This window comes from Paraburkholderia ferrariae NBRC 106233 (genome assembly GCF_000685035.1).
In the GTDB taxonomy this organism is placed as follows: Bacteria; Pseudomonadota; Gammaproteobacteria; order Burkholderiales; family Burkholderiaceae; genus Paraburkholderia; species Paraburkholderia ferrariae.
The window spans coordinates 35,114-59,567 of the sequence record NZ_BAYB01000002.1; the positions used below are offsets into that span (position 1 = coordinate 35,114).

Annotated in this window: 18 protein-coding genes; 17 read left to right on the forward strand and 1 reads right to left on the reverse strand. The window is 59.7% G+C overall.

Translation table 11 applies throughout. The features are described from left to right. Positions 1 to 6: 6 nt before the first annotated feature. From BFE01S_RS00475 to BFE01S_RS00525, 11 genes are all read left to right on the forward strand, one after another. Positions 7 to 702, forward strand: a complete 696-nt coding sequence (locus BFE01S_RS00475) for a response regulator (protein WP_028223891.1) — start codon at positions 7 to 9, stop codon at positions 700 to 702. After that, positions 699 to 1,799 carry an ATP-binding protein gene (locus BFE01S_RS00480; protein ID WP_042336934.1) on the forward strand — a complete coding sequence of 367 codons (1,101 nt, stop codon included), beginning with the start codon at positions 699 to 701 and terminating at the stop codon, positions 1,797 to 1,799. The genes BFE01S_RS00475 and BFE01S_RS00480 overlap by 4 nt, the downstream gene beginning before the upstream one ends. 210 nt (positions 1,800 to 2,009) lie before the next feature. Then, on the forward strand, positions 2,010 to 3,005 hold the full coding sequence (locus BFE01S_RS00485) for a DUF535 family protein (protein ID WP_084169408.1): 996 nt from the start codon (positions 2,010 to 2,012) through the stop codon (positions 3,003 to 3,005). A 193-nt stretch (positions 3,006 to 3,198) separates the two neighbouring features. Next, positions 3,199 to 4,680 (forward strand): NAD-dependent succinate-semialdehyde dehydrogenase, encoded by a 1,482-nt coding sequence (locus tag BFE01S_RS00490; RefSeq protein ID WP_042336935.1) that lies wholly within the window; start codon positions 3,199 to 3,201, stop codon positions 4,678 to 4,680. Between the two features lie 29 nt (positions 4,681 to 4,709). Further along, positions 4,710 to 5,876, forward strand: a complete 1,167-nt coding sequence (locus BFE01S_RS00495; protein ID WP_042336936.1) for an iron-containing alcohol dehydrogenase — start codon at positions 4,710 to 4,712, stop codon at positions 5,874 to 5,876. 52 nt (positions 5,877 to 5,928) lie between these two features. Further along, positions 5,929 to 7,392, forward strand: a complete 1,464-nt coding sequence (locus BFE01S_RS00500; protein WP_028223896.1) for a flavin-containing monooxygenase — start codon at positions 5,929 to 5,931, stop codon at positions 7,390 to 7,392. Positions 7,393 to 7,404: 12 nt separating this feature from the next. Continuing rightward, positions 7,405 to 8,376: an alpha/beta hydrolase gene (locus BFE01S_RS00505; RefSeq protein ID WP_028223897.1), complete on the forward strand. Its 972-nt coding sequence runs from the start codon at positions 7,405 to 7,407 to the stop codon at positions 8,374 to 8,376. Between the two features lie 354 nt (positions 8,377 to 8,730). Then, the gene (locus BFE01S_RS00510) at positions 8,731 to 10,221 is read left to right on the forward strand and encodes a flavin-containing monooxygenase (RefSeq protein ID WP_028223898.1); all 1,491 of its coding nucleotides are present in this window, start codon (positions 8,731 to 8,733) and stop codon (positions 10,219 to 10,221) included. A 33-nt stretch (positions 10,222 to 10,254) separates the two neighbouring features. After that, on the forward strand, positions 10,255 to 11,205 hold the full coding sequence (locus BFE01S_RS00515; protein WP_028223899.1) for an alpha/beta hydrolase: 951 nt from the start codon (positions 10,255 to 10,257) through the stop codon (positions 11,203 to 11,205). A 447-nt stretch (positions 11,206 to 11,652) separates the two neighbouring features. Then, on the forward strand, positions 11,653 to 13,272 hold the full coding sequence (locus BFE01S_RS00520; RefSeq protein ID WP_028223900.1) for a GMC family oxidoreductase: 1,620 nt from the start codon (positions 11,653 to 11,655) through the stop codon (positions 13,270 to 13,272). 269 nt (positions 13,273 to 13,541) lie between these two features. Then, positions 13,542 to 14,141, forward strand: coding sequence for a TetR/AcrR family transcriptional regulator (locus tag BFE01S_RS00525; protein WP_028223901.1), 600 nt, complete (start codon positions 13,542 to 13,544; stop codon positions 14,139 to 14,141). A gap of 109 nt (positions 14,142 to 14,250) precedes the next feature. Here BFE01S_RS00525 and BFE01S_RS00530 read toward each other — a convergent pair whose 3' ends face one another. Continuing rightward, the gene (locus tag BFE01S_RS00530) at positions 14,251 to 15,711 is read right to left on the reverse strand and encodes an aldehyde dehydrogenase family protein (RefSeq protein WP_028223902.1); all 1,461 of its coding nucleotides are present in this window, start codon (positions 15,709 to 15,711) and stop codon (positions 14,251 to 14,253) included. Between the two features lie 420 nt (positions 15,712 to 16,131). Between BFE01S_RS00530 and BFE01S_RS00535 the strand changes: the two genes are divergently transcribed. The 6 genes from BFE01S_RS00535 (at position 16,132) to BFE01S_RS45485 (ending at position 24,311) form a co-directional block, all read left to right on the forward strand. Then, the gene (locus tag BFE01S_RS00535) at positions 16,132 to 17,112 is read left to right on the forward strand and encodes an aminotransferase class IV (protein WP_028223903.1); all 981 of its coding nucleotides are present in this window, start codon (positions 16,132 to 16,134) and stop codon (positions 17,110 to 17,112) included. 239 nt (positions 17,113 to 17,351) lie between these two features. Further along, positions 17,352 to 18,719, forward strand: coding sequence for a DUF1329 domain-containing protein (locus BFE01S_RS00540; protein WP_028223904.1), 1,368 nt, complete (start codon positions 17,352 to 17,354; stop codon positions 18,717 to 18,719). A 75-nt stretch (positions 18,720 to 18,794) separates the two neighbouring features. Then, positions 18,795 to 20,624: a DUF1302 domain-containing protein gene (locus BFE01S_RS00545; RefSeq protein ID WP_028223905.1), complete on the forward strand. Its 1,830-nt coding sequence runs from the start codon at positions 18,795 to 18,797 to the stop codon at positions 20,622 to 20,624. 44 nt (positions 20,625 to 20,668) lie between these two features. Continuing rightward, positions 20,669 to 23,029: an efflux RND transporter permease subunit gene (locus BFE01S_RS00550; RefSeq protein ID WP_028223906.1), complete on the forward strand. Its 2,361-nt coding sequence runs from the start codon at positions 20,669 to 20,671 to the stop codon at positions 23,027 to 23,029. Positions 23,030 to 23,046: 17 nt separating this feature from the next. Continuing rightward, positions 23,047 to 24,021, forward strand: a complete 975-nt coding sequence (locus BFE01S_RS00555) for a WD40/YVTN/BNR-like repeat-containing protein (RefSeq protein ID WP_028223907.1) — start codon at positions 23,047 to 23,049, stop codon at positions 24,019 to 24,021. Positions 24,022 to 24,077: 56 nt separating this feature from the next. Beyond that, positions 24,078 to 24,311 (forward strand): hypothetical protein, encoded by a 234-nt coding sequence (locus tag BFE01S_RS45485; protein ID WP_028223908.1) that lies wholly within the window; start codon positions 24,078 to 24,080, stop codon positions 24,309 to 24,311. Positions 24,312 to 24,454 lie beyond the last annotated feature (143 nt).

Genomic DNA, 24,454 nt, shown 5'->3' on the forward strand with positions numbered 1-24,454 from the left:
ACACCCATGACCGCGCTGATCCTGATCGCCGAAGACGAACCCGAAATCGCCGAGATACTCGACGCCTATCTGACCCGCGAGGGCTATCGAACCTATCGGGTCGGCAACGGGCAGACCGTGCTCGACGTGCAGCCGGTCCTCAAGCCCGATCTCGTGCTGCTCGACATCAAGATGCCCGGCAAGGACGGCTGGGAAGTGCTCGCGGAACTGCGGCGGCGCGGCAACACGCCGGTGGTCGTCGTCACCGCGCTCGACCAGGACATCGACCGGTTGCAGGGGCTGCGCATCGGCGCGGACGACTACGTGGTGAAGCCCTTCAATCCGGTCGAAGTGGTCGCACGCGTGGGTGCCGTGCTGCGGCGCACGAGCGCTTCGCGCAGCGAAACGGTGCTGCGCGTGGGGCGCCTCGAAGTGGACACGCAGAGCTATGTGGCGAGCGTGCACGCGGCAAGCGGCGCGGCAGGCGTGCAGCTCGCGCTGACGCTCACTGAATTCCGTGTGCTCGCGCACATGGCGAAGTCGCCCAACCGTGTGTTTTCCCGCAGCGAACTGATCGACGCCTGCCTGCCCGGTGGCGACGCGCTGGAGCGCACGGTCGACAGCCACATGAGCAATCTGCGCAAGAAGCTCGACAAGCTCGGCGCTGCCGACATGATCACGGTCGTGCGCGGCGTGGGTTATCGCCTGGCGGACCAGCCATGAGCGATGCAACGCGGCAGCGCGGGCAGCGTGGGCGACTGGGGCGCCAGATCGTTCTTTCGATGGGGCTCGTTTCGGTCATTACGATGCTTATTGCGTCCGTGGGTGCGATTGTCATCTACGGACTGCTGTTTACGTTCCGCCCGCCCCCGGGACCGATGTCGCCGAAGGAACTCCTCATCCCTGAGCCAAGCGACTATCTGGTTTTTGCGATCCTGCTGCTGTTTGGCCTGGTGGTGGCCATCATCATGGCGTCGCGGCTTGCGCGGCGCATTCTTGCGCCGCTCAACTCGCTCGCCGAGGGCGCGCGCAGCATCGCCGCAGGCGACCTCGCGGCGCGCGCGGTGCCGGGCGACCGGTCCCTCGGCGAGACGGCCTTGCTGGTCGACGACTTCAACGTCATGGCCGCGCGGCTGCAGCGCATGACGGCCGAGATGAGCGCCTGGAACGCAGCCATCGCGCACGAGTTGCGCACGCCGCTCACGATCCTGCGCGGACGCCTGCAGGGCATGAAGGACGGGGTCTTCGCCCTCGACGAGGCGCAGATCCGCGGGCTTCTGTTTCAGGTGGAGAGCCTCACGCGTCTCGTCGACGATCTGCATATCGTCACGCTGCAGGACATCGGGCGGCTGGAGATGCGTGTGGAGCCAACACGCATCGACGTGGAAATTCGCCGCGCGGTGGATTCGATGAGCGACGCGCTCAACGAGGCGGGCTTTGCGCTCAATCTTGCCCTCGAGCCGATAACCGTGGACTGCGACGGCACGCGCATTCGCCAGGCCCTGGTCGCGCTGCTCGATAACGCGAGGCGCTATGCCGTACCGGGCGCGCTGCATATTCGCGCCCTTGCCGGGAACAGCGAGGTGTCGCTGAGCGTGGAAGACGAGGGCCCGGGCCTCACCCCGGAATTCGCCGCGCTCGTGTTCGAGCCGTTCACGCGCGCGGATGCCTCACGCTCGCGCAAATTCGGCGGCTCTGGCCTCGGGCTCTCGGTTGTCCGGGCGATTGCCTGCGCTCACGGCGGGACGGCGCGATACCGCCCGGGGGAGAAAGGCGGATCGTGCTTCGAGATTGTCCTTCCTGCTGGGCCTCGTCGATAAGACGCCCGCCCGGCGTGCCCTTGCGCGCAGGCACCGTCGCTGGCGGTGCAGCCAATTGCTGAAATCCACAGATCGTCCACGAAGCGTCCACAGTCGATCTAACATCGAATCGTAAGATTGCATCGCGTTGGTTATTTGGGTCAGTCGGGATCCGGACACCGTGGTTCCGGATCTGGATGATATGCATAACTAATTGAAATTTCTAAAGCGATGCAATCAGAATCTTTGGCAGTACCCTTTTCCGGCCGGATGCGTACGTTGGGTCGAAACCTCGCGTATCTATGGGGCTATGCATGCAAGGCCTATCCGCTGCCCACGGGTTATCACCGGTGGCGGCGCATTCGCTTTCTGATACGGGCGATGCTCTGGTGGCGCACCACACTGGCTTGGCTCGCGCGCTGCTCGCAGGAACGTTTTCGAAAATCCATTGCCCGGTCGCCTTTCAACATCGAACGCATTCACCGGCCCTTTATTCATGCGGGACTGGGCGCCGACGAGCGGCTGCGCGTAAGTCTCGAGCACGATCAACTGACTGCCGCGCGTGCTTCGCGTATTGCGCGTGAGCTGAGCGAGACCGGCAAGGCGGGGATTGCAACGATCAGCGCTGCCAATCTGACATGGGACGTGAGTCTGGAAGCCATCGAGCGCTTCCAGAAGGAGGGCGACTGGACGATCTGCATTCGCGATGCCGAGGGTACGCGGCTCGTGTCCTGCACGTTTTGCGTCGCGTCGCTGGGAAGCAAGGCGGGACGCCCTCAACTGCTGATAGGGTGCATTCAGGGCCCGGACACGTCCGTCGACGGCCGCGCGCTTTATCGCTATTTGACGCGCAAGTGGCTAGGCCTGCGTCCGAAACCGCTGGCGATATTTCTCGCGCAGTCGCTGGCTCGCGCGGTGGGGGCGAAAACTGCACTGATCGTTTCGAACGAAGCGCATGTCTACTCGAGCTGGCGATACCTGTTTCGAAAGCGAAGGATCAAGGCCGACTACCGTGCGCTGGCGCGGGATTGCGGCGCGCGGCGGTCGTGGCGCCAATGGCATGTTCTCCCGATGCCGCATCGCAGGTTGATGGATGACGCCGTGGGCAACGACGCAGTCCGACGCAGACGTCGCGCGCTGCTCGTGGCGCTGGACGAGCAGATCCGCGATGCGGTGCATGAAAAGGCAGCGAGCCTGCAGTACAGGAATGACGTCGACAGCCCCTGACTCGAAGCCCGTGGAACTACTGAGTTGCCGTGAATTTTCGTTTGTGGTCAAATGACCATGTCAATTGACATAAATGCCTGCTCTATCCCCAATTCGGAAGACGCCCATAGGGGCGGTCTCTTCCGTGCAGTGCAATTCCTGGCGAAAGCCTGGGGGGCAGCGACGAAATTTTCACCATACAGAGTGAGACAGGATGAACCCGGAGACTGTACCTTCGGCGCTGTGCGCCCAACTGCGAGACGGCTCCTTGCTGGAGACACGTGCCTGGCTTGCGTCGGGATGGGAGGGGGGCGCGGATGGCCGTTCGTTTCCCGTAACGAATCCAGCCACGGGTGAAATCCTGGCTCGCGTGGCCAGTCTTGGCGCCGCAGAGATCGAGAAAGCTATTGCGTCGTCGGCGCTTGCACAAAAAGGCTGGCAGAAACGGACGAGTCACGAGCGCGCGAAGATATTGCGCGCGTGGTATGACTTGATCATTGCGAATGCCGACGACCTCGCATTCATCATGACGTCGGAGCAGGGCAAGCCGCTGGCGGAAGCACGCGGCGAAATCATGTATGCAGCTTCTTTCGTGGAGTGGTTCGCCGAAGAAGCGAAACGTGTATACGGCGACGTCATTCCGCACCCGCAAGGTGACAAGCGCATTCTTGTCATTCGTAAGCCGATCGGCGTCTGCGCCGCGATCACACCGTGGAATTTTCCTGCCGCGATGATCACACGCAAGGTCGCTCCCGCACTGGCTGCGGGTTGTTCCATCATTGTGCGCCCGGCTGACCTGACTCCGCTGACTGCGCTTGCGCTGGCCGTACTGGCTGAGCGAGCCGGAATTCCGGCTGGTGTGCTGCAAGTCGTATGTGGTCCGTCGCGTGAGATTGGAGCGGTCCTCACGGCGAGTCCGGTTGTGCGCAAGCTCTCGTTTACCGGTTCAACGGAAGTTGGCCGTGTGCTCATGAGCCAATCGTCCGGCACGATCAAGCGACTTTCTCTCGAACTCGGTGGCAACGCACCTTTCATCGTATTCGACGACGCAGATCTCGACGCAGCGATCGACGGCGCCATGACGTCGAAATACCGGAATAGCGGTCAGACCTGTGTTTGCGCGAATCGCTTTCTTGTTCAGGCAGGCATTCATGACCGCTTCGTCGAAGCGCTTGCCCGTCGAGTTCAGGCGCTCAAGGTAGGAAACGGTACGGAACCCGGGGTGCAACAGGGGCCGCTGATTCAGAAGTCGGCCTGTGATCACCTGAGCCAGTTGATCGACGATGCGGTCGCCAAGGGTGCGCGAATCGTCACGGGCGGGAAAGCTCATCGGCTTGGCGGTACGTTTTTCGAGCCGACGGTGATTGCCGATGCGACACCGGCCATGCGTCTCGCGCGCGAGGAACTCTTTGGGCCCGTCGGTCCGGTGTTCCGCTTCGAGGACGAGGCAGAAGCGATCGCGATGGCCAACGACACCGAATATGGACTGGCAGCCTATCTCTATACCCGTGACCACGGCCGCATCTGGCGTGTGGGTGAGGCACTCGAGTACGGCATGGTTGGCCTGAATACCGGCCTGATTTCCAACGAGGTCGCACCGTTCGGCGGGGTAAAGCAATCGGGCCTTGGCCGTGAGGGTTCCCGTTACGGAATCGAGGAATATCTGGAAATCAAGTACATGTGTGCCCAGATCTGACTGCCAACGTCTGCATGAAGGAAACATCAATGGAAATGTCCCCGCAGTCGATTCTCTTCGAAACGGTTCCGTCAATTCTCCATGAATGGGGCTGTGCGCGCCGCCTGGGTCAAGTGATGGCGGCGTGGACGGAGCGCCGTAATGTCCTCATCGTGACCGACGCGGGACTGCATAAGTCCGGCGTGCTGGAGCCGGCGAAAGCATCGCTGGCGGCGGCGGGATTCCGTGTCGCGGTTTTTGACGAAGTCGTGGCGGACCCTCCAGAGAGTGTGGTGTCGCGCTGTGTCGAGTTTGCGCGCGGCGCCGACGTGGACGTCGTAGTTGGCCTGGGCGGCGGCTCGTCGATGGACATTGCAAAGCTCGCCGCCGTGCTCATTGGGTCGCAGCAAGCGCTCTCGGAAATGTACGGAATCGGCAATGTTCAGGGTAGGCGCCTGCCATTGGTGCAAATTCCCACAACGGCCGGTACAGGATCGGAAGTCACCAATATTTCCATCGTTTCGGTTAACGAAACAAATAAGATGGGAGTCGTCGCGCCTCAACTGTATGCCGACAGAGTGCTCCTGGACGCGGAGTTGACTGTGGGCCTGCCACGCAGTCATACCGCGGCTACCGGTATCGACGCGATGGTCCACGCTATCGAGGCCTATACCAGCAAGCACAAGAAAAATGCTATTTCCGATGCCCTGGCGCGTGAGGCTCTGCGATTGCTGGCAAGCAATCTGATCCCTGCTTGCGAGAATGGCCAGGACCGGCGCGCGCGCGAGGCAATGCTACTGGGCGCCACTCTGGCGGGACAAGCCTTCGCCAATGCCCCGGTGGCTGCGGTCCATGCCCTGGCATACCCGCTGGGTGGCCATTTCCATATTCCGCATGGTTTGTCCAATGCATTGATGCTTGCACCCGTGCTGCGTTTCAACGCCGAAGCTGCGGGTTCGCAATACTCGGAATTGGCAGACGTCGTAGGCGCGGGTGGAAAAGGCAACGTGGCAGAAGGCGCAGCCGCGTTCATCCGATTTATGGATGACCTGATGGACCGATCCGGCGCTCCGCGCCGTCTCCGCGATGTGGATGTGCCGCATTCGAGTCTGCCGGCCTTGGCGGCAGATGCCATGAAGCAGCAGCGCTTGCTGTTGAACAATCCAGTTGTTGTCACGGAATCAGACGCATTGCGCCTGTATGAACAGGCTTATTGAACCGGGGCAGGCAATTCCGTGGTCGCCGTAACGTCAATATAGAGAGTGCATCATGAACAATGTAGAAAGGATTGAGCACCACGAGGTTGTCATTCTGGGTGCCGGGTTCGGAGGCCTCGGAATGGCTGCTCGCATGAAAATCGCGGGCATCGACGACTTCGTCGTCCTGGAGAAGCGTCCCGAACTCGGCGGCGTCTGGCTGGATAATTCGTATCCCGGCGCAGCATGCGATACCGAATCGCATCTGTACTGCTACAGCTTCCATCCGCATCTTCGCGTAAGTGCCATGTATGCGGGCAGGAATGAGTTGCTCAATTATTTGAATTCGCTTGCCGCGCGGTTCAATCTGGAAAAGCACCTGAGGTTCAACAGTGAGATTCGTAGCGCCGAATGGGATGCGAGCGCGAGTCTCTGGCGATTCGAGCTGGCCGATGGTTCGCGCTTGAGCGCTCGTTTCTTCGTGCCGGCCTGGGGGCAGCTCAACCGTCCGACGATTCCCACGATTCGCGGCCTGGCGAACTTCAAGGGAGATTATTTCCACTCCGCGCAGTGGCGGCATGATGTGAATTTGAGTGGCAAGCGCGTTGCAAGCATCGGCAACGCCGCAAGCGCTGTGCAGTATGTGCCGGAAATCGCGCCGAAGGTCGAGCATCTTACTGTGTTCCAGCGAAGCGCAAACTGGATCATGCCGCGCAACCAGATTGTCTTCTCGGCGGAGCAACTCGATACATACGAGCGTGATCCTCGCCTCTTTGAAGAGAGCAGGAAATCGTTGCATGCGTTCCGTGAATCAGGGTTCGAGCGCACACGTATCGGTACCGACGCGCAGAGGGAGGGCAAGAGTCTGGCTTTGGCGCACCTTCATCGGCAGGTGCCGGACGCGGCACTTCGCGAGCAGCTTACGCCGGATTACGAATACGCCTGCAAGCGAATTCTGCGATCGGACGATTACTATCCGGCTCTGATGCGCGACAACGTTTCGTTGGAGACAGCGGGCGTGGAGGCTTTTGTCGAAGACGGTATCGTGACCAGGGACGGGCGTGTTCTCCCGTTCGACGTGGTCGTGTTCGGAACGGGATTCGAGAGTCAGGCATTCCAGGGCAGCCTGCAAGTTCGCGGGAGGGATTGCACGTTGGCGCAGGCATGGGAAGACGGTCCGGCAGCGTATCTTGGCATGACCGTACCGGGTTTTCCGAACATGTTCATGTTGTATGGGCCGAATACCAATCTGAATCACAACTCCATCGTTTCGATGCTCGAGATCCAGCAAAACTACATCATCGATGCGATCGGCGGCTTGAACGAAGCGGGTGTGAGGGCGGTAGACGTCGACAGAGCGGTGTTTGAGGAATATAACAGCAGGCTACAGTCAGCGATGGCCGGCTCTGCGTTTTCGGCGGGCTGCTCAAGTTGGTACAAGAACGCGCAAGGCAAGGTGATCAACAACTGGGCAGGCACAGTGGACGAATACCGTGCTGTGACGCAGTGGGATCAAAGCGTGTTCGGTGCGGTCTGATTGGGGATGCGCATGACACCAGCGCACTGGCTGCCGCTGAGGGAGGTTGCTGAAGATGCTCGGGACGCCGTTCGGGTGTTCCGCGAGCTGGGTGGACTGCACTACGGTAGTTTTTCCGTAGACCAGTCGCGCGTGAACTTCGTGCGCGCGTGCGAAATAAACGGCATTACGGGCGATGAGACCGTTGTCCATGAGGACATCTCCGTTCCCGTAGCGGACGGCAGCATTCGCGTGCGGCTCTATCGTCCGCGCGACGGGGAGGCCAACGGGGAAAATCCACTTATTGTCTTCATTCACGGAGGCGGGTGGGTGATCGGGAGCGTGGACACGCATGACGGCATCTGCCGCCATCTCGCACGGTATAGCCAATGCCCTGTCGCTTCGGTGGAGTACCGCCGGGCGCCGGAGCACCAGTGGCCAGTCCCGCTCGAAGACTGCGAGCGGGCATTGAACTACCTGATCACCCACGCCCCTGAGCTTTCAATTGACGTGTCTCGGGTGGTGCTGGCGGGCGACAGCGCCGGCGGCAATATGGCGACCATTATCGCGAATGCGGCATCGACAGTTGAATCCACGGTTATCGGGCAGATATTGTTTTATCCGGTGACGGACCTGACGGCGGCGCTCCCGTCATATCAGCGCATTCAAGGTGGATTTCCGCTTGTAGCTGAATCGATGCTTTGGTTCCGGGATCACTACGTGCCGGCTGGCGTTCCGTTTGATCTTCCGCGCCTGTCCCCGCTGCTGTATGCGGAAGGTCGGCGACAGCCGCCGATGTTCATTGCAACGATGGGGCTCGACCCGCTATGCGACGAGGGCATTGCCTACGCGTCGTGCGCGGCACGAGCGGGGAGTAACGTCGAGCATCATCATCTTCCTGGGCATCACCATGGCATTGTCACCGCAGCCCGCAATATCGCGGCGGCGAGATATCTGCTGGAACGCGCAGCTTCCTTTGTTCGGCGGCTTGCCGAGACAGGATAGTTTCAATACAGCGCCGGGCGCGGCGTAGTGTCCAGCTTGCTACGGGGGCATAGCAACATTCGCAGCCGATTGTGTAATGGAAACCCCTTATTTAAATTGCCCTTCGACTGCACGAGACTGGGAACATTGGTACTTGGTCAAATGATCATGTCAGACGTGACCGGTCGAACTGAGGCATGCGTGCCAGATTGGTTGCACGAATGACCTGCCTCGGGGGCGTCTCCTGTTGGTTTGGCGAGTTGTCGCCGATCTATGCGCGGGGGTCCAAAGCCAAAATTGTCAAATGACCAAGTCAAATGATACGGTCGCGTGGCGCTACAGATATTTTCAATAACGGGTCAGTAGAGGGATCTCATGACTAAGAACCAAACGTATTCAACTTCTACAGAGCATGTAGAAGTACTGATCATTGGGGCCGGAATCTCTGGCATCGATGCCGCGTGCCATCTCCGCATGCAGTTGCCGGATCGCTCGTTCGCCATTCTGGAGGCGATGGAGGGATTCGGCGGTACGTGGTGGACCCATCGTTACCCTGGGGCACGCTCCGACAGCGACCTGTACACGTATGCGTTCGGATTCCGTCCGTGGAGCGGCCGCTCGATCGCCACGGCGGAGGAGATCCATGGCTATCTGGGAGAGGTCATCAAAGAGTATGACCTCGGTTCCAAGATCCGCTACGGACATCGTGTGCACACGGTGGGCTGGTCGAGTGAACAAAAGCGCTGGACGGTCGAGGTATCGCGAAACGATACGGGCGAACGCTTTTCGATGACGACCGACTTCTTGTGGGTGGGGGCGGGATACTACGACCATCGTCGGAGCTTTACGCCGAAGTGGAATGGGTTCGATCGGTACAAGGGAACGATTGTTCATCCGCAGCACTGGCCCGATGACCTCGACTATGCCGGAAAGCGGGTGGTCGTGATCGGCTCGGGGGCGACCGCCGCAACGTTGATTCCGGCGCTGGCCAAAACCGCAGCTCACGTTACGATGCTTCAGCGGTCCCCCACGTTCTTCACATCCGTTCCCTGGACCCACCAACTGGACGCTCCTCTTCGCGAACTCAACGTTCCGGAAGAATGGCGTGCGGAAATCCTGCGGCGTGCGCACCTCAAGCAGACATTTGACCTGATCAATCTGTCCGCGGCGAACCCGGATGCTGTTCGCGACTGGCTGATCAACGAGACTCGCCAGCAATTGCCGGAAGGTTTTGACGTGGACAAGCACTTCAACCCCGGCTATCGCCCGTGGCAGCAGCGAGTTGCTGCCGTTCCCGAGGGAGACCTCTTCGCGGCCATTCGTGACGGGAAAGCATCCGTCGTGACGGACACCATCGAGTCATTCGACGAGAACGGCATTACGTTGGCCTCAGGCGAGCATCTCCAGGCGGATATCGTCGTGACGGCGACCGGCTTCGACATGAGTGCTTTTGGGCAGATCGCTTTTCACGTCGACGGAGATCCGGTCGACATGAATAAACGGGTCTCATATCGAGGAATGATGATCGAGGGGATTCCGAACATGGCGTTTATTTACGGGTATTACCGTTCGAGCTGGACGCTCCGCGCCGATCTCGTCTGTGAATTCACCTGTCGTGTACTCGCCCATATGGACAAGATTGGGGCGAAGACGGTGGAGCCGTGCCTGCGAGACGAAGACGCCGACATGCAGCGGTTGCCCTGGACAGACCCGAACAACTTCAATGCCGGGTACGTTATGCGGTCGCAACACCAGATGCACTTGCGTGGAGATCGTATGCCGTGGCAGCACCACTTTGAGTACGAGGAGGAGAGCAAGACGCTTCCGGAATTGAGCCCGGATTCCGAAGTCCTCGTATATCGCTGATCTCCCAGTTACGTTCGCATAAAAGGTGATGTTATGGCACTCGATTTGCATCTCGCTGGTTTTCTCGAAGCTTTTGCCGGGTCTGGCGCGAAGCCGCTGCCGCAGGCAAACCCGGAAGAGGCGCGCGTAATGATGCGTCAATTGGCACAGGCGGTTCGCGCATCGGCAGCGGTTGTCGAAATGCATAGTGTGGAAGACTTGACGGTTCCCGGCGCGAGTGGACCGCTGCGGGCACGGCTCTATCGTCCGAACCAGGAGAGTCATTTGCCGACGGTCGTTTATCTTCACGGCGGCGGGTTTGTCATTGGTGATCTGGATACCCACGACAATATTTGTCGGGAACTGGCTCGTGGTGCGAACGCGGTCGTCGTTTCGGTGGATTACCGGCTGGCTCCCGAGCATCGGTATCCGGCGGCGGCGGACGACGCGGTAGCCGCAGTCAAATGGGTTATCGCAAACGCTGGCGAACTGGGTGGCAACGATGTCGTGGCGGTTGCCGGGGATAGCGCCGGCGGCAATCTTGCGGCCGGCGCGACCCAACAACTGCACGCGGAGGGAATTGCGCTTGCCGCGCAGTTCCTGATTTATCCGGCGGTCGCACAAGACCGATCCGACTTTCCTTCCTTCAAGGAAAACGGTGAAGGCTATCTGCTCGACCTCGATTCGATCACCTGGTTTGATCGGCATTACGTCCAGGACGGTACGAACCGGGCGGATGCACGACTGGCCCCGATCCTCGCCAGGGACTTTGCAGGGTTGCCGCCGGCGGTCATCCTCACCGCGGAATACGATCCCCTGCGCGACGAGGGCGAAGCCTACGGTCGCTTGCTTCACGCAGCCGGCGTCAAGGTAGAAACGATCAGGTGCGATGGCATGCTTCACGGGTTCTTCGATATGGGGGCGATCTCCCCGGGCGCGCAGGCGTGGATCGAAAAAGGAATCGCGAGTTTTCGGAAACTGCTCGGCAGCGCGCAGCACCATTGATATGTTCACGGTCGCGACTTGACTCTGCTGTTCGCGGTTCTGCGGCCGCATGCAGCGTGGCAGGCGAGTTCCCATGTCGCCGACGCGGCCACCGTCCTGTCTCATGACGGAACGTGCCCGATTGCGTAATGCCTCAGTGGAGCCGGGAAGTGCGGGGCGCAATGATTGCGTCAAGCGGTGACTTGTGGCGCCTTCAATCTGGCCACTCGCTGTCGTGCGTAAGCGAAAGTGGTGAGCGAGTGCGAAAAATCAAAATATAAGGGATGGAGGAGACGCCAATATAGCCGGTCGAATGTTTCGGGCCTGGTATAAGTGCGTACGTCGTGACCTCCTTTTACAAGGCCAGCCAGGCCGTGGAAAATGCTCGCATGTCGGGTCAAGTCGAGATTTGACGAGCGAGCCGATCTCACGCGCCTTCGCTGGGTAGTCTATCCAGGACACAGACCTGTGAAGAATTCATTCGATTATCTTGTTGTGGGTGGCGGATCGGCAGGCAGTGTGCTGGCTTCGCGTTTGACCGAAGACCCTGATGTGACGCTGTGCCTCTTCGAAGCCGGCGGCACCGGCGACGGATGGGCAATAAACGTTCCGGCCGCCCTGGTGCTGATGATTCCGTCCAAGCTGAACAATTGGGCGTTTCAGACCACTCCCCAAAAGGGACTGCAGGGACGACGCGGCTACCAGCCGCGTGGCAAGGCATTGGGCGGGTCGTCGGCGATCAATGCGATGGTGTACACGCGCGGCCATCACTCCGACTACGACGACTGGGCTGCGCTTGGCAACGAAGGCTGGGCCTGGAATGATGTTTTTCCTTATTTCAAGCGAAGCGAGCATAACGAGCGTCTTGGCAATGAATGGCACGGGCGCGGCGGCCCGCTTTGGGTCAGCGATCTGAGGACGGATAATCCCTTTCAGCGACGTTGGCTGGAGGCCGGGCGACAGTGCGGTTTGCCCATTACGGATGACTTCAACGGTGCGGAGCAGGAAGGCGTCGGCATTTACCAGGTGACCCAGAAGAATGGCGAGCGCTGGAGTGCTGCACGTGCCTACCTTTTTCCGCATATGAAAGCTCGCGACAATCTGACCGTGGAGACCAATGCGCAGGTTAGACGCATTGTGTTCGACGGGAAAAGGGCCGTTGGTGTCGAAGTCACGCGTGCGGGGAGTGTCGAGACGGTTTGGGCGAAAAAGGAGGTGATCCTTTCCGCGGGCGCTCTTCAATCTCCTCAGTTGCTTATGTTGTCCGGCGTTGGGCCGAAAGACGAACTTCAGCGTCATGGGATAAAGGTCGTGTCCGATCTCCCAGGCGTTGGAAAGAACTTGCAGGATCACCCGGACGTCGTTGTCAGCTATAAAGCGAATAGCATGGACGCACTCGGTGTATCGGTACGCGGCGGGATCAAGACGCTGCGCGACATCAGGCAATATCGGAATTCACGGCGCGGTACCTTGACAAGCAACTTTGCTGAAGGCGGTGCCTTCCTGAAGACGCGTCCCGATCTGGATCGACCGGACGTTCAGATGCACTTTGTCGTTGCTGTCGTCAACGATCACGGAAGAAAGTTGCAGCTTGGACATGGTATTTCCTGTCACGTGTGTCTGTTGAGGCCGAAAAGCCGTGGATCGGTCAAACTGCAAAGCGCGGATCCGCTTGATGCACCGTTGATCGACCCGGCATTCCTCGAGCATCCGGATGATCTCGATGTCCTGGTGGAGGGATACAAATTGACTCGGCGGTTGATGGCGGCGCCGGCCATATCGGAGTTCGTGACGGAGGATACGTTTGAGTCGCGGTCGCAATCAGACGAAGACATTCGTGCGTTGCTGCGTGAGCGGACCGACACCGTTTACCACCCGGTAGGAACCTGCCGCATGGGAAGCGATGAACTCGCCGTCGTTGACTCTCAATTGCGCGTACGGGGAACGGAGGGCTTGCGTGTGGTTGACGCCTCCATCATGCCGACGTTAGTGGGTGCAAACACGAACGCTCCGACAATTATGATTGGAGAGAAAGCCTCGGATTTAATTCGAGGGATTGCAAGATTTCCGGCTACGACACCGAATTGAAAATTAGAACGGTGGTTTAACTAGCGCTTTCTCGTGCCGGCATTCGTATGTACGAATGCCGAAACCGTGCATGGATGTTGCCGACGTAGTACGCGCAGCTACAGCGATGGCTATTCGGGGAACCCGCGACCCTATTCGGTCATAGACAAACTTTCAAAATACCGACATAATTCACGAACGTGATGGTCATTTGACCATGTGTCTCGAATAAACGCTGCACGCCTGTACGACGTGAGCGAAAGAGGATTTTCGGGTGTCGGAGCTTACCAATGGCAAGAGTTCGGGCTGCGTTACGGCGACAAGACTTTGTTGACGCTGCCGTTGATGTCATCGCCGCGCATGGCGTTGCGGGAGCCACCACAAGGCGAATAGCTCAAGCGGCAGGTTGCCCTCTGGCATCGCTACATTATGTATTCCATACCAAGGATGATCTGTTCGACGCGGTTTACGAATCCCTGTTTGACCTTATCGCGACGAACCTCACCGCCGAGAGCACGTTTCAGTCTTTCGCGGAGCTCGCTGGATGGCAATTGCGCAAGATTGTCGAATGGCTCGTGGGGAATCCATCCTACGCCCGAGCCCAGTCCGAACTGATCCAGTGGGCAGCGCGCCATCGCCCCGATTTCGCCTTGAGAACCTATGTCCAGTCTGTCGAGCGAACGGTGGCTTACTTTAGCAAGTGCGCCCTGGAAGTCGACAGCGACATGATTGAAGCCGTAGCCAGAATGAGCCTCGTCCTGATCGATGGATTACTGAATAGTTGGTACGCGGAAATGAATATCCGCCAGCTTAGGGCGAACCTGAATAGTGCGAGTTCAGCTTTGGAGGCGTTTGCAACCACCATCTCGAACTCAACGGTACAGGTTTGAAATCGACGCGGCGCGCTATTGCGCTTTTTAAGGCGCATTTCGACCTTGTTTCAGGTAACGCAGATGGACGACGGCGCCCCCCGAGAGGGGCACCCAGCGCTGATTCCAGCTAGCTGATGGCGCCCGGCGCCGCGCCGAACATGGACTTCGTCTCCAAAAACTCCTCGATGCCGGCGTAACCCCATTCTCGCCCATTGCCGGACTGCTTGTAACCACCGAATGGTGCCGCGATGTCAACTGTCGCACCGTTCAAATGGACCATTCCGGTCCGCAATTTTCTTGCGACGCCCTCGGCTTGTTCGATCGAGTCTCCATACACGTAGCCGGATAATCCGTACGGCGAGTCGTTGGCGATGGCGATGGCGTCTGGTTCATCTTCATAGGGGATGATGACCAATACGGGGCCAAAAATTTCCTCGGTTGCTATCTTCATGCGATTGTTTACGCGGCTGAAGATCGTTGGCTTTACGTAGTAGCCTTTCTCAAGCCCAGAGGGATTTCCGAGGCCGCCCGAGATGAGCACTGCACCTTCCTCGATTCCAACCCGAATCATCTCCTGCACTTTTTGATGTTGGCGCTGGTTCGCCATGGGTCCCATTGTTGTGCCGGGATCGTGCGGATCGCCGACGACTACCTGTCCGCACGCGGCTGCTGCAATTACTTCGGCTTCCTCAAGCCGATGCTTTGGCACCAGCATTCGCGATGGCGCCGTGCATGTCTGACCGGAATTGGCCATCATCTGGAGCACCCCATGCGTGACTCCTTGCTGGAAATTTTCGCTATTCAGAATGATGTTTGCCGATTTTCCACCCAGCTCGAGCGTCACCCTCTTGATCGTCGTCGCCGCGGCCTGAGCGACTTCCACGCCAGCGCTCGTTGACCCGGTAAGCGACACCATATCAATGAGCGGGCTGGAAGCGATAGCCTTGCCCAGGCGCTGTCCGGAGCCCTGTACGAGATTGAATACACCGGGAGGTACGCCTGCCTTCTCAAGGATCTCGGCGAGAACAATTGCCGAATACGGTGCATTCTGACTGGGCTTCAGCACAATAGTGCAGCCCGCCACCAGAGCCGGCGCAACCTTGCACATGACCTGGTTCATTGGCCAGTTCCATGGCGTAATCAATCCGCAAACGCCCACGGGTTCCTTCACGATCCGCGAAGTGCCCTGGACTCGCTCGAACGGATACTGCTTTGCAACTTCCAGAGTCGTATGGAGGTGCCAGAGCCCCAGCGCGGCCTGAAGCGGACGGGAAATGGCCTCCATGGGTGCGCCCATCTCCAGCGTGATTGCGTCGGCCATATCCTGCAGCCGCTCCGTGTATACGCCGATCACGCTCTCGAGCATCTTGAGCCGCTCAACCAGGGGCGTGTTCGAAAACGCTGTGAAGGCTTCGCTAGCTGCCTTCGCAGCCAGATTCACATCTGCTTCGTCTGAGAACAACAACACGCCGGAGACCTCGCCGGTCGCCGGATTGATGACTTCGTGCTCAATGCCACCGTTCACCGGCTCCACCCATCGCCCGCCTATGAACGCCCGGCGGAGATGGTCTGCTTCAAAAATTGGCATCAGCTAGCTCCATGTCAGTTGGCTTCGCGGGAGAGTCTTCAGAATCGCCCAGGAGCATCCATGCTATCGCCTTTTTTGATCATTTGGCCAAGTCATTCGACTCAGTGATAATCAGTATTGACCATAGGTGCTTCGAAATACGATGCTCCAGGGAACCAACAGTAGTCGCGCTGCAAAGGGTCCGCAGCGAATGCGCTGCTTGAGAGCCGATGTATGCATCACAGAGGGTTAACCTTCATCGACAAGGAATTTTTCGAGTAATACTTTCTGCTACAAGGTCAAATGATCAAGTCAGGTAGTAGACTTCGCTCCGGATAGCCTGGGAAGTCAGCAATCCCCACAGTGGCGAGCCGCGATTCGGTCGCTTTTAGATATCAACGTCGAACGACAACGCTCCTTCAGGAGCGAAAGGTAATCATCATGTCAATCATTCAAGTCCAGCAGATCATGCATGAGCACCCGTTGCATGCTCGTGCCCCGCATGAATCCCGCTACGAAGATGGCAGTGCTTTCTGCGACGGCAACTATGTCCCCATCACCGAAGCGACCGTCCCGCTCGTCGACGCCGGGTTTTTGCATGCCGATGCTGCCTACGATGTCGTTACCGTCTCGCGAGGCAACTTCTTCCGGCTCGACGATCACCTCACCCGCATGGAAGAATCGTCGGCGAAATTCTTCCTCGAGAATCCGTTCAATCGCGAACAGGTCAAGGAAATTCTCCACAACCTCGTGCGAAACGCCGGCCTGAAGGATGCGTACGTCTGGTGGTGCGTCACGCGCGGCCCTCTGAGTGTCGACCGTCGCGATCGCAGCGCGATGAAGAATGCGATGTTTGCTTTTGCCGTGCCGTTCTTCTTCCAGGCGGACGACGAGGTCCGCACGCGAGGCTCGAACCTGCTGATCAGCAAGCTGTACAACCGGATTTCCCCGAAGGCAGTGGATCCCACGGCCAAGAACTTCCATTGGATGGACATGAAGCTCGCTCTCTTCGAGGCGATGCAACAAGAGAAGGACTGGGCGATTCTCGTCGACGAAAGCGACAACCTCACCGAAGCCGCTGGTGCGAACGTCTTTTTCGCCAAGAACGGCGAGCTCTATACCCCCGCTGAAGGCTGCCTGCTGGGTATCACGCGCCAGAGTGTCTTCGATATCGCCGCCGAGCTCGGCATCAAGGTGAACATCGGCAAATACACCGCGACCCAGTTGCGCCAGGCAGACGAAGCATTCACTTCTTCGTCTGCTGGCGGAATCATGCCCATCAGCTCCGTCGACAACCATCGGCTTGGCAACCACGACGGCCCTGGTCCGATCTCCGAGAAGATTCATAACCTCTACTGGGAGAAGCGCTGGGCAGGATGGCATTCGCAGCCGGCTGAATACTTCACGTCTGTCCCGGCATAAGCCTCGAGCGCATCACACGTGACGCGCGTACAGCGCCCAACCGCTCGGGTTAGCCGTACCCGGCCCTGGCGTGCGCACGATAGCGATAGCCATCGAGAATGCATTAGCAGACCGTCCGGCACTCAATCAAGGTGCCGGACAATATGAACTCCGAAGTTATTACGATGCTGGGGTTCGTTGTCGGCCCGGATCTGGCCAGACGCCCAGACCGCCAGGCGAGAGGAATCGAAAGGAGAACCATGATGAAGCAGAGCAGTATCAGAGCCGTGTCCGTGATCGCGGCTGCAATATGTCTTATGACTGGAACTGCGGTCATGGCGGAAGATCTCACGCCGGTGGGCGCGGAGCGATCGGCCAGCAAGGACGGTCTCGTGCCGGCTTTTGCCGGCCGGGAAGCGACGCCTGCCGGCTGGGAGTGGGGCAAGGTCCGCGGCGACTTCTGGAAGTACAAGAACGAGAAACCGCTGTACACGATCGATGCGTCGAACGTCGACAAATACGCTGACAAACTGTCGACGGGTCAGGTCGCGCTGATCAAGCAGTTGAAGGGCTACCGCATGGAAGTCTATCCGTCTCACCGCGAATGCCAGTTGCCGGAGTTCGCCGAGCAGAATTCGACCGCGAATTTGACGGCGGCGAAACTGGATCCGGGCGGCGAGACGATCCAGACCGCAGTATTCCCGGGTGTGGCGTTCCCGCAGCCGAAGAACGGCGCCGAAGCGATTCTCAACTACACGTCACGGTACCGCGGCGAAGGCCTGGAGTGGACTAAGGCTGTCACGGTGATTTCCCCGCGCCCCGGCACCACCGACTGGATCGACAGCATCGGCCCCGAGCTTTTTTACTTCCCCACCGGCAAGGAAGGCAAGACTACGCCGCAGGACGTCAACCAATTGAGCGTTGGTGCCTATTTCGAGGTGGATACACCCGCGGCGCTGGCCGGACAGGCGTATGCGGGGCGTGCATACTTCGATAAGGACACCGAGACCTACTACTACTTCCCCGGACAGCGGCGTGTACGACGCATGCCGGCCTATACCCATGACGCACCGGTGATCGGTTACGAAAATCAGTATCTGATCGACGAGTCCAACATGTTCAACGGCTTGCTTGATCGCTTCAACTGGAAGCTCGTGGGCAAGAAGGAAATGATCGTTCCGTATAACGATTTCGGCATGTACACCTTCAAGGACAAACTCCACGACGTCGCAACGCCCGATGGTATCTCGCCGGAACATCGCCGTTACGAGGTGCACCGCGTGTGGGTGGTTGAAGCGACGCTCAAGCCTACCGCCCGTCACGCCGATTCGAAAAAAATCCTCTATCTGGACGAGGATAGCTGGCTTGCACTCGTGGGCGAAGATTACGACGCACAGGGCAAACTCTGGAAGGTGCGCGAGAGTTATCCGATTCCGGTTTGGGAGCTGGATGGCGCCTGCGATAACGAACCCTTCGTGCAGTATGACCTGGTTGACGGACGTTACGTATTCGACGCTTCCTCAATCGGTCAGGGCGGTGATATTCACTATTACAAGCAAGTTAACGACCCCCGCTTCAAGCCGGACTTTTTCACGGCCGAATCTTTGAGGTCGGTGAGCGAGCGCTGAGATTTGGCGTAAATATGGGGACCGACGCGCGCCGGTGGTGCGCGTCGGCATTGAGGGTGACAGCAGGGGGGATCCATGAAAACGAAGAAGATTGGAAGGTATGTTGCGGGAACGCTGGCCATGTTCGGCACGGCCGCAACGAGTGCATACGGTTACGAATTCACGACGGGAATCAATGACCTTACGGGTTCGTGGGTCACCAACCTCACGGGGGGCGCGGGCATTCGCACCAAAGACCCGAGCTGCTCGCTCACCGGCGACCCGAATGCATTCGGTTGTGGCGCGGCGGCGAACACCAATCAATGGGGAGCGGCTGACGACGGCGACCTGAATTACCGCAAGGGCCAGCCTTTCAGCACCTACATCAGTGCAACCAGCGAACTGCTCTTCAAGATGCCCAGCGAGGGCCTCAAGTTCATGATCCGCGGCACGGGCATGTACGACTTCCTCGCCGGCGACACGAACCGCACGCCGCTCTCGAGCACGGCTTCGGCGCAGGTGGTCTACAACGCGCAGCTGCTTGACCTTTGGGGCGAGAAGGACTTCACGATCAACGGAGAGAACGCGCACGTGCGCCTCGGTAACCAGGTGATCAACTGGGGCGAGAGCATGTTCGCACAGGGCGGCATCAATGCCACCAACTCGCTCGACGTGCAGAAGCTGCTGATTCCCGGCTCGCAACTGAAGCAGGCGTTACTGCCCGCACCGATGATCAGCTTCGCCACCGATCTTTCTCATGGTTTCAGTACTGAGGATTACTATCAGTTTTCATGGAACGGAAACCGCTATCCCCCGGTTGGCTCGTTCTGGTCAACAGCGAACGTCCTTGGGCGTGGCACCGAACCCTACACTCTGAGTACCAACAATCTGAATGTGAGCGGCCCCAGCGCGGGCACCATCGCGGGGCCGAACAGCGGCAACATCAATACAATCAACGGCATCAATAGCGGCCTCGTCAACGGTGCCTACGCGGGGCCGCCCTGGAACGACATCGGCCTGCCGGTCAACTGGCAGGCGCCGTCGAAGTACCATCCGCAGTTCGGCATGAAGCTCAATTATTCGCCGAGCTCCTTCGATGCGAACTTCGCGCTCTACTACGAGAACTACACCGACAAGTCGCCCGTGCTCTCGTCGCTGGCCAACGGCACGCTGGGCTGGTCGTATCTGCAGAACCGTCAGCTCTTTGGGGCCAGCGCCAACTTCGGCATCGGCAACTGGGCGATCGGCACTGAACTCTCGTACCGGCCGCACGACGCCGTGGCGCTCTCGGGCTGCTATGGCGCGGGCGGTCCGCTCGACCTGAACACGAATGGCGTGAGCGGCGTGAATTGCCAGCAGTGGGCAGACATGAAGAAGCTTCAGTACGACGTCAACGGGCTGCTTGCGCTTACACCCAGCGAGTATCCGTTCCTCAAGCTGCTCGGCGCGGACGAAGCCACCCTGACCTGGGAGCTTACCTGGATCTACTACCCCGGCCTGAGTTCGCAAGGCATCACGCGCACGGTCGACGGCCAGGTGGTCACGCAGGTGCCCCAGGCGGGCTATCTGACCTGGCTGAACAATAATTCGAACCTGGGCTACCCGATCGGCATGGCGCAGGGCACGTCGAGTTCGGTAGGCGCGACGATCGACTTCAACTGGACCTACGACGGCACGTTGATTCGCGGCTGGCAGGTCACGCCCGGGATGACGTTCGCCGATGGACTCTATGGCTACACCCCGACGCTCACCGCGAACTACCTGCAGGGCGCGAAGTCGCTGAATCTCTACGTGCTGTTCAACCAGAACCCGACCGTGTGGCAGGCGGGCATCAATTACACGCTGTTCTGGGGCGGGCATAACACCGTAGGCAATCCCTACGCAGACCGCAACTTCGTCGGGATGTTCGTCACACGGAACTTCTGATGGCTGGTTCCGTACGCCATTGAATCACCTGAAGGGAAAATGCCGTGTTAAATCGTCTGGTCAAAACGCTGGAAAGGGTGTTCTTCGGTCACCGCATGGCCGTGCTCGTGATCATCGGTCTGTTCACCGCAGTCATGGCGTTTTTCGCCGTGCAGCTGCGCATGGATGCGGGCTTCGAAAAGCAGATGCCGATCGGCCACGAATACATCCAGACCTTCCAGAAGTACCGCTCCGACCTGCTTGGCGCGAACCGGATCACCGTGGTCGTGCGGGCGCGCAAAGGCTCGATCTGGACGAAGGAGGGCCTCACGCGGCTGTACAAGGTGACCCAGGCCGTCGCATACCTGCCGAACGTGGACCGCGTTGGCGTGCAGTCGCTGTGGACGCCGAACGCCTACGTGAACGAGATCACCGACGAGGGCTTCCGCGCCGAGCCCATCATCTCCGGCACGATCACGCCTGACCAGTTGACGCCGGACATCGTCGCGAAGATTCGGCGCGCGACGACGCTGGGCGGCTATATCGGCACGCTCGTTTCGCATAACGAAGACAGCGCCATGATTACGGCCGAGCTCAATGAGCGGGACCGTAACGGCAAGGTGCTTGATTACGTAGCGTTCAACCACCTGCTCGAAGCGCAAATCCGCAAGCCGTTCGAAGACGCAGGCTATGAAGTTCAGATCATCGGCTTTGCCAAGCAGATTGGCGATATCGCCGATGGCGCAACCGCCGTGCTCGGTTTCTGCGGCATCGCACTGCTGCTTACTGCGCTCGCGGTCTACTGGTACTGCCATTCGGTGCGTTTCACGGTGTTGCTGATTTCGTGCTCGCTGACGTCGCTCGTCTGGCAATTCGGCACGCTCAGGCTGCTGGGCTTCGGACTGGACCCGCTCGCCGTGCTCGTGCCATTCCTGGTCTTCGCGATTGGCGTCTCGCACGGCGTGCAGCAGGTCAATTTCATCGTGCGCGAGATTGCACATGGCAACAGCTCCTTCGATGCTGCGCGCCACAGCTTTAGCGGCCTGCTGATTCCGGGCGTGCTGGCACTCGTCACCGCGTTCGTGTCGTTCATCACGCTGCTGCTGATTCCGATTCCGATGGTGCGCGAGCTCGCCATCACGGCGTCGCTCGGCGTGGCCTACAAGATCGTGACGAATCTCGTGCTGTTGCCCGTGGCGGCTTCGTGCTTCAACTTCACGAAGCGCTATGCCGATAGCGCGCTCAAGCGCAGCGAACGACGCTCGGCATGGCTGCGCGGGCTCGCCCGCATCGCCCAGCCGCGTTATGCAGGCGTGACCGTTGCTTTGACGCTCGTGGTATTCGCACTGGCCGTGTGGCAAAGCCGCGACCGCGTGATCGGTACGCTGCAGCCGGGTGCGCCCGAACTGCGTGCGGAGGCGCGTTTCAACCGTGACGCCACCTCGATTGCCTCCAACTATGACATCGGCCTCGACTGGCTCACCGTCGTGCTTGAGACGAAGCAGAATGCCTGCGATAACCCCGCGGTCGGCTTCTACGAAGACGATTTCACGAGCGCGATGCGCACGGAGCCAGGGGTGGTGTCGGTCCAGTCGTATTCGGCGATGCTGCGGCGTTACAACCAGGGCTACAACGAGGATTACCCGAAGATGAATGTGGTGCCGCTCGACCCGGAAAACTACGGGGCGGAGTCGGTGGATGTGGGTCGGGTCAAGGGTTTCATGAAAACAGACTGCAGCATGACGGCCGTGCACCTGTTCCTCACCGACCACAAGGCTACGACGATCAGCCGGATCCTCGACGACGTGAAGACGTACCGCGCAACGCATCCGTTCCCGGGCATCACCGTGCGGCTCGCTGCCGGCAATGCGGGCGTGCTCGCTGCAACCAACGAGGAAGTGGCCGCGAGCGAGCTGCCGATGATGCTCTATGTGTATGCGGCGATCCTGATCCTCGTGTTCCTTGCCTACCGCGACTGGCGTGCGATGCTGGCCTGCTGCCTGCCGCTCACGGTTGCCACTTTCATCGGCTACTGGTTCATGAAGGAACTGCAGATCGGCCTCACGGTGGCGACGCTGCCGGTGATGGTGCTGGCCGTGGGCATCGGCGTGGATTACGCGTTCTATATCTACAACCGGCTGCAGGTGCATCTGGCGGGCGGCCAGAACATCGTCAAGGCCGTGCAGCACGCGATGCTGGAAGTGGGCGTGGCCACGATCTTCACCGCCATTACGCTGGCCATCGGCGTGGCGACGTGGAGCTTCTCGGCGCTGAAATTCCAGGCCGACATGGGCAAGCTGCTGGCGTTCATGTTCCTCGTGAACCTGCTGATGGCGATGACGGCGCTGCCCGCACTGGCCTCGGTGCTCGAGCGCTGGTTCCCGCGCCGCAAACCGGCGCGCGCGCCTGGACTCTTCAGTCACTGAACATGGGAGACGCAGTCATGATCAAGATGCTTGTTGCGTGCGCGGCGCTGTGCGCGAGTGCAGCAGTCTGGGCCATTCCGCCTGGCACCGTGACGGACTGGGCCGCGAAACCCGCCCACGCGTGGGCGGACCCGGCTCACATGATGTTGCTGGACGCCACGCGTGCGGGAAAGCGCATCGTCGCGGTGGGCGAGCATGGTGTCGTCGTCATTTCCGATGACGAAGGAAAGACGTGGCATCAGGCGCACGAGGTGCCGGTTTCGGCCACGCTTTCGGCAGTGACTTTCACGGACGCGCAGCACGGCTGGGCGGTTGGCCAGTGGGGCGTGATTCTGGCGACGGAAGACGGCGGCGAGACCTGGCAAAAGCAGCGGATGGATATCTCGGTGGACCAGCCGCTTTTCTCCGTGTTCTTCACCAGCGCACAGGACGGCATTGCGGTGGGCCTGTGGTCGCTGATGCTGGCCACGCATGACGGCGGCAAGACGTGGACGAAAGTGACGGTGCCGAAGCCGCCGGGCGGCACGAAGGCGGACCGCAATCTCTATCACATCTTTGCGGACCACCAGGGCGCGCTCTATATCGATTCGGAGCAGGGCATGGTGCTGAAGTCCACGGATGGTGGCGCGAGCTGGAGCTATCAGGCGACGGGCGGCAAGGGCACGCTGTGGAGCGGTGTGGCGCTCCCCGACGGGCGGATTGTCGTGGGCGGGCTGCTCGGCTGTCTGTACCAGAGCAGCGACGGCGGGGCGACGTGGGCGCCGCTGAACGCAGGCACAAAGAGTTCGATCACCGATCTCGTGGCGACTAAAAACGGACTGCTGGGAGTCGGGCTCGATGGCCTTGTATTCCGGCAACGCGAGGGCAGTACGGCGTTCGAGGTTCATCAGCGTGAAGATCGGGAGACGCTCACCGCCGCATTAGTCAATGGCGCCAGCAAACCGGTGTTGTTTTCGCAGGATGGGGTACTCGACGCTCCTGGAGAGCAGTGATAACGCATTACATGCAGGACGGCCGGATTATCCAATTCATACAATAGGAGTACGACATGAATTCCGACTCTAGAGTGAGCAAGGCAGCGCTTGCAGCTCTGCTGATTTCCGTCACCGTTGCGGCTCAGGCGCGCGATGGCGATGAGATTCCCCCGGAGCAGTCGATTCCGCATGCCGTACAGGTATCGAGTGCAGAGCCGGTCGACCCAGACACGCAGACTGAAACGGCTCGCGCGGACATGCTCCCGGCTGCGAGCGTCGGTCCGGCGCCAGGCAAGACTCGGGCGTAAGTCCAGGCCGAGCTCGTGCAGGCTGGAGAGGAGGGGATGCTCCCGCTGCGCTGGGTCGACTACCCGCCCGGTGCCGCGACGAGGGCGCGCAATCGGGAAGACTATCTGCTTCGGGAGCAGGTGTGGAAGGCAGAAGGGATCAT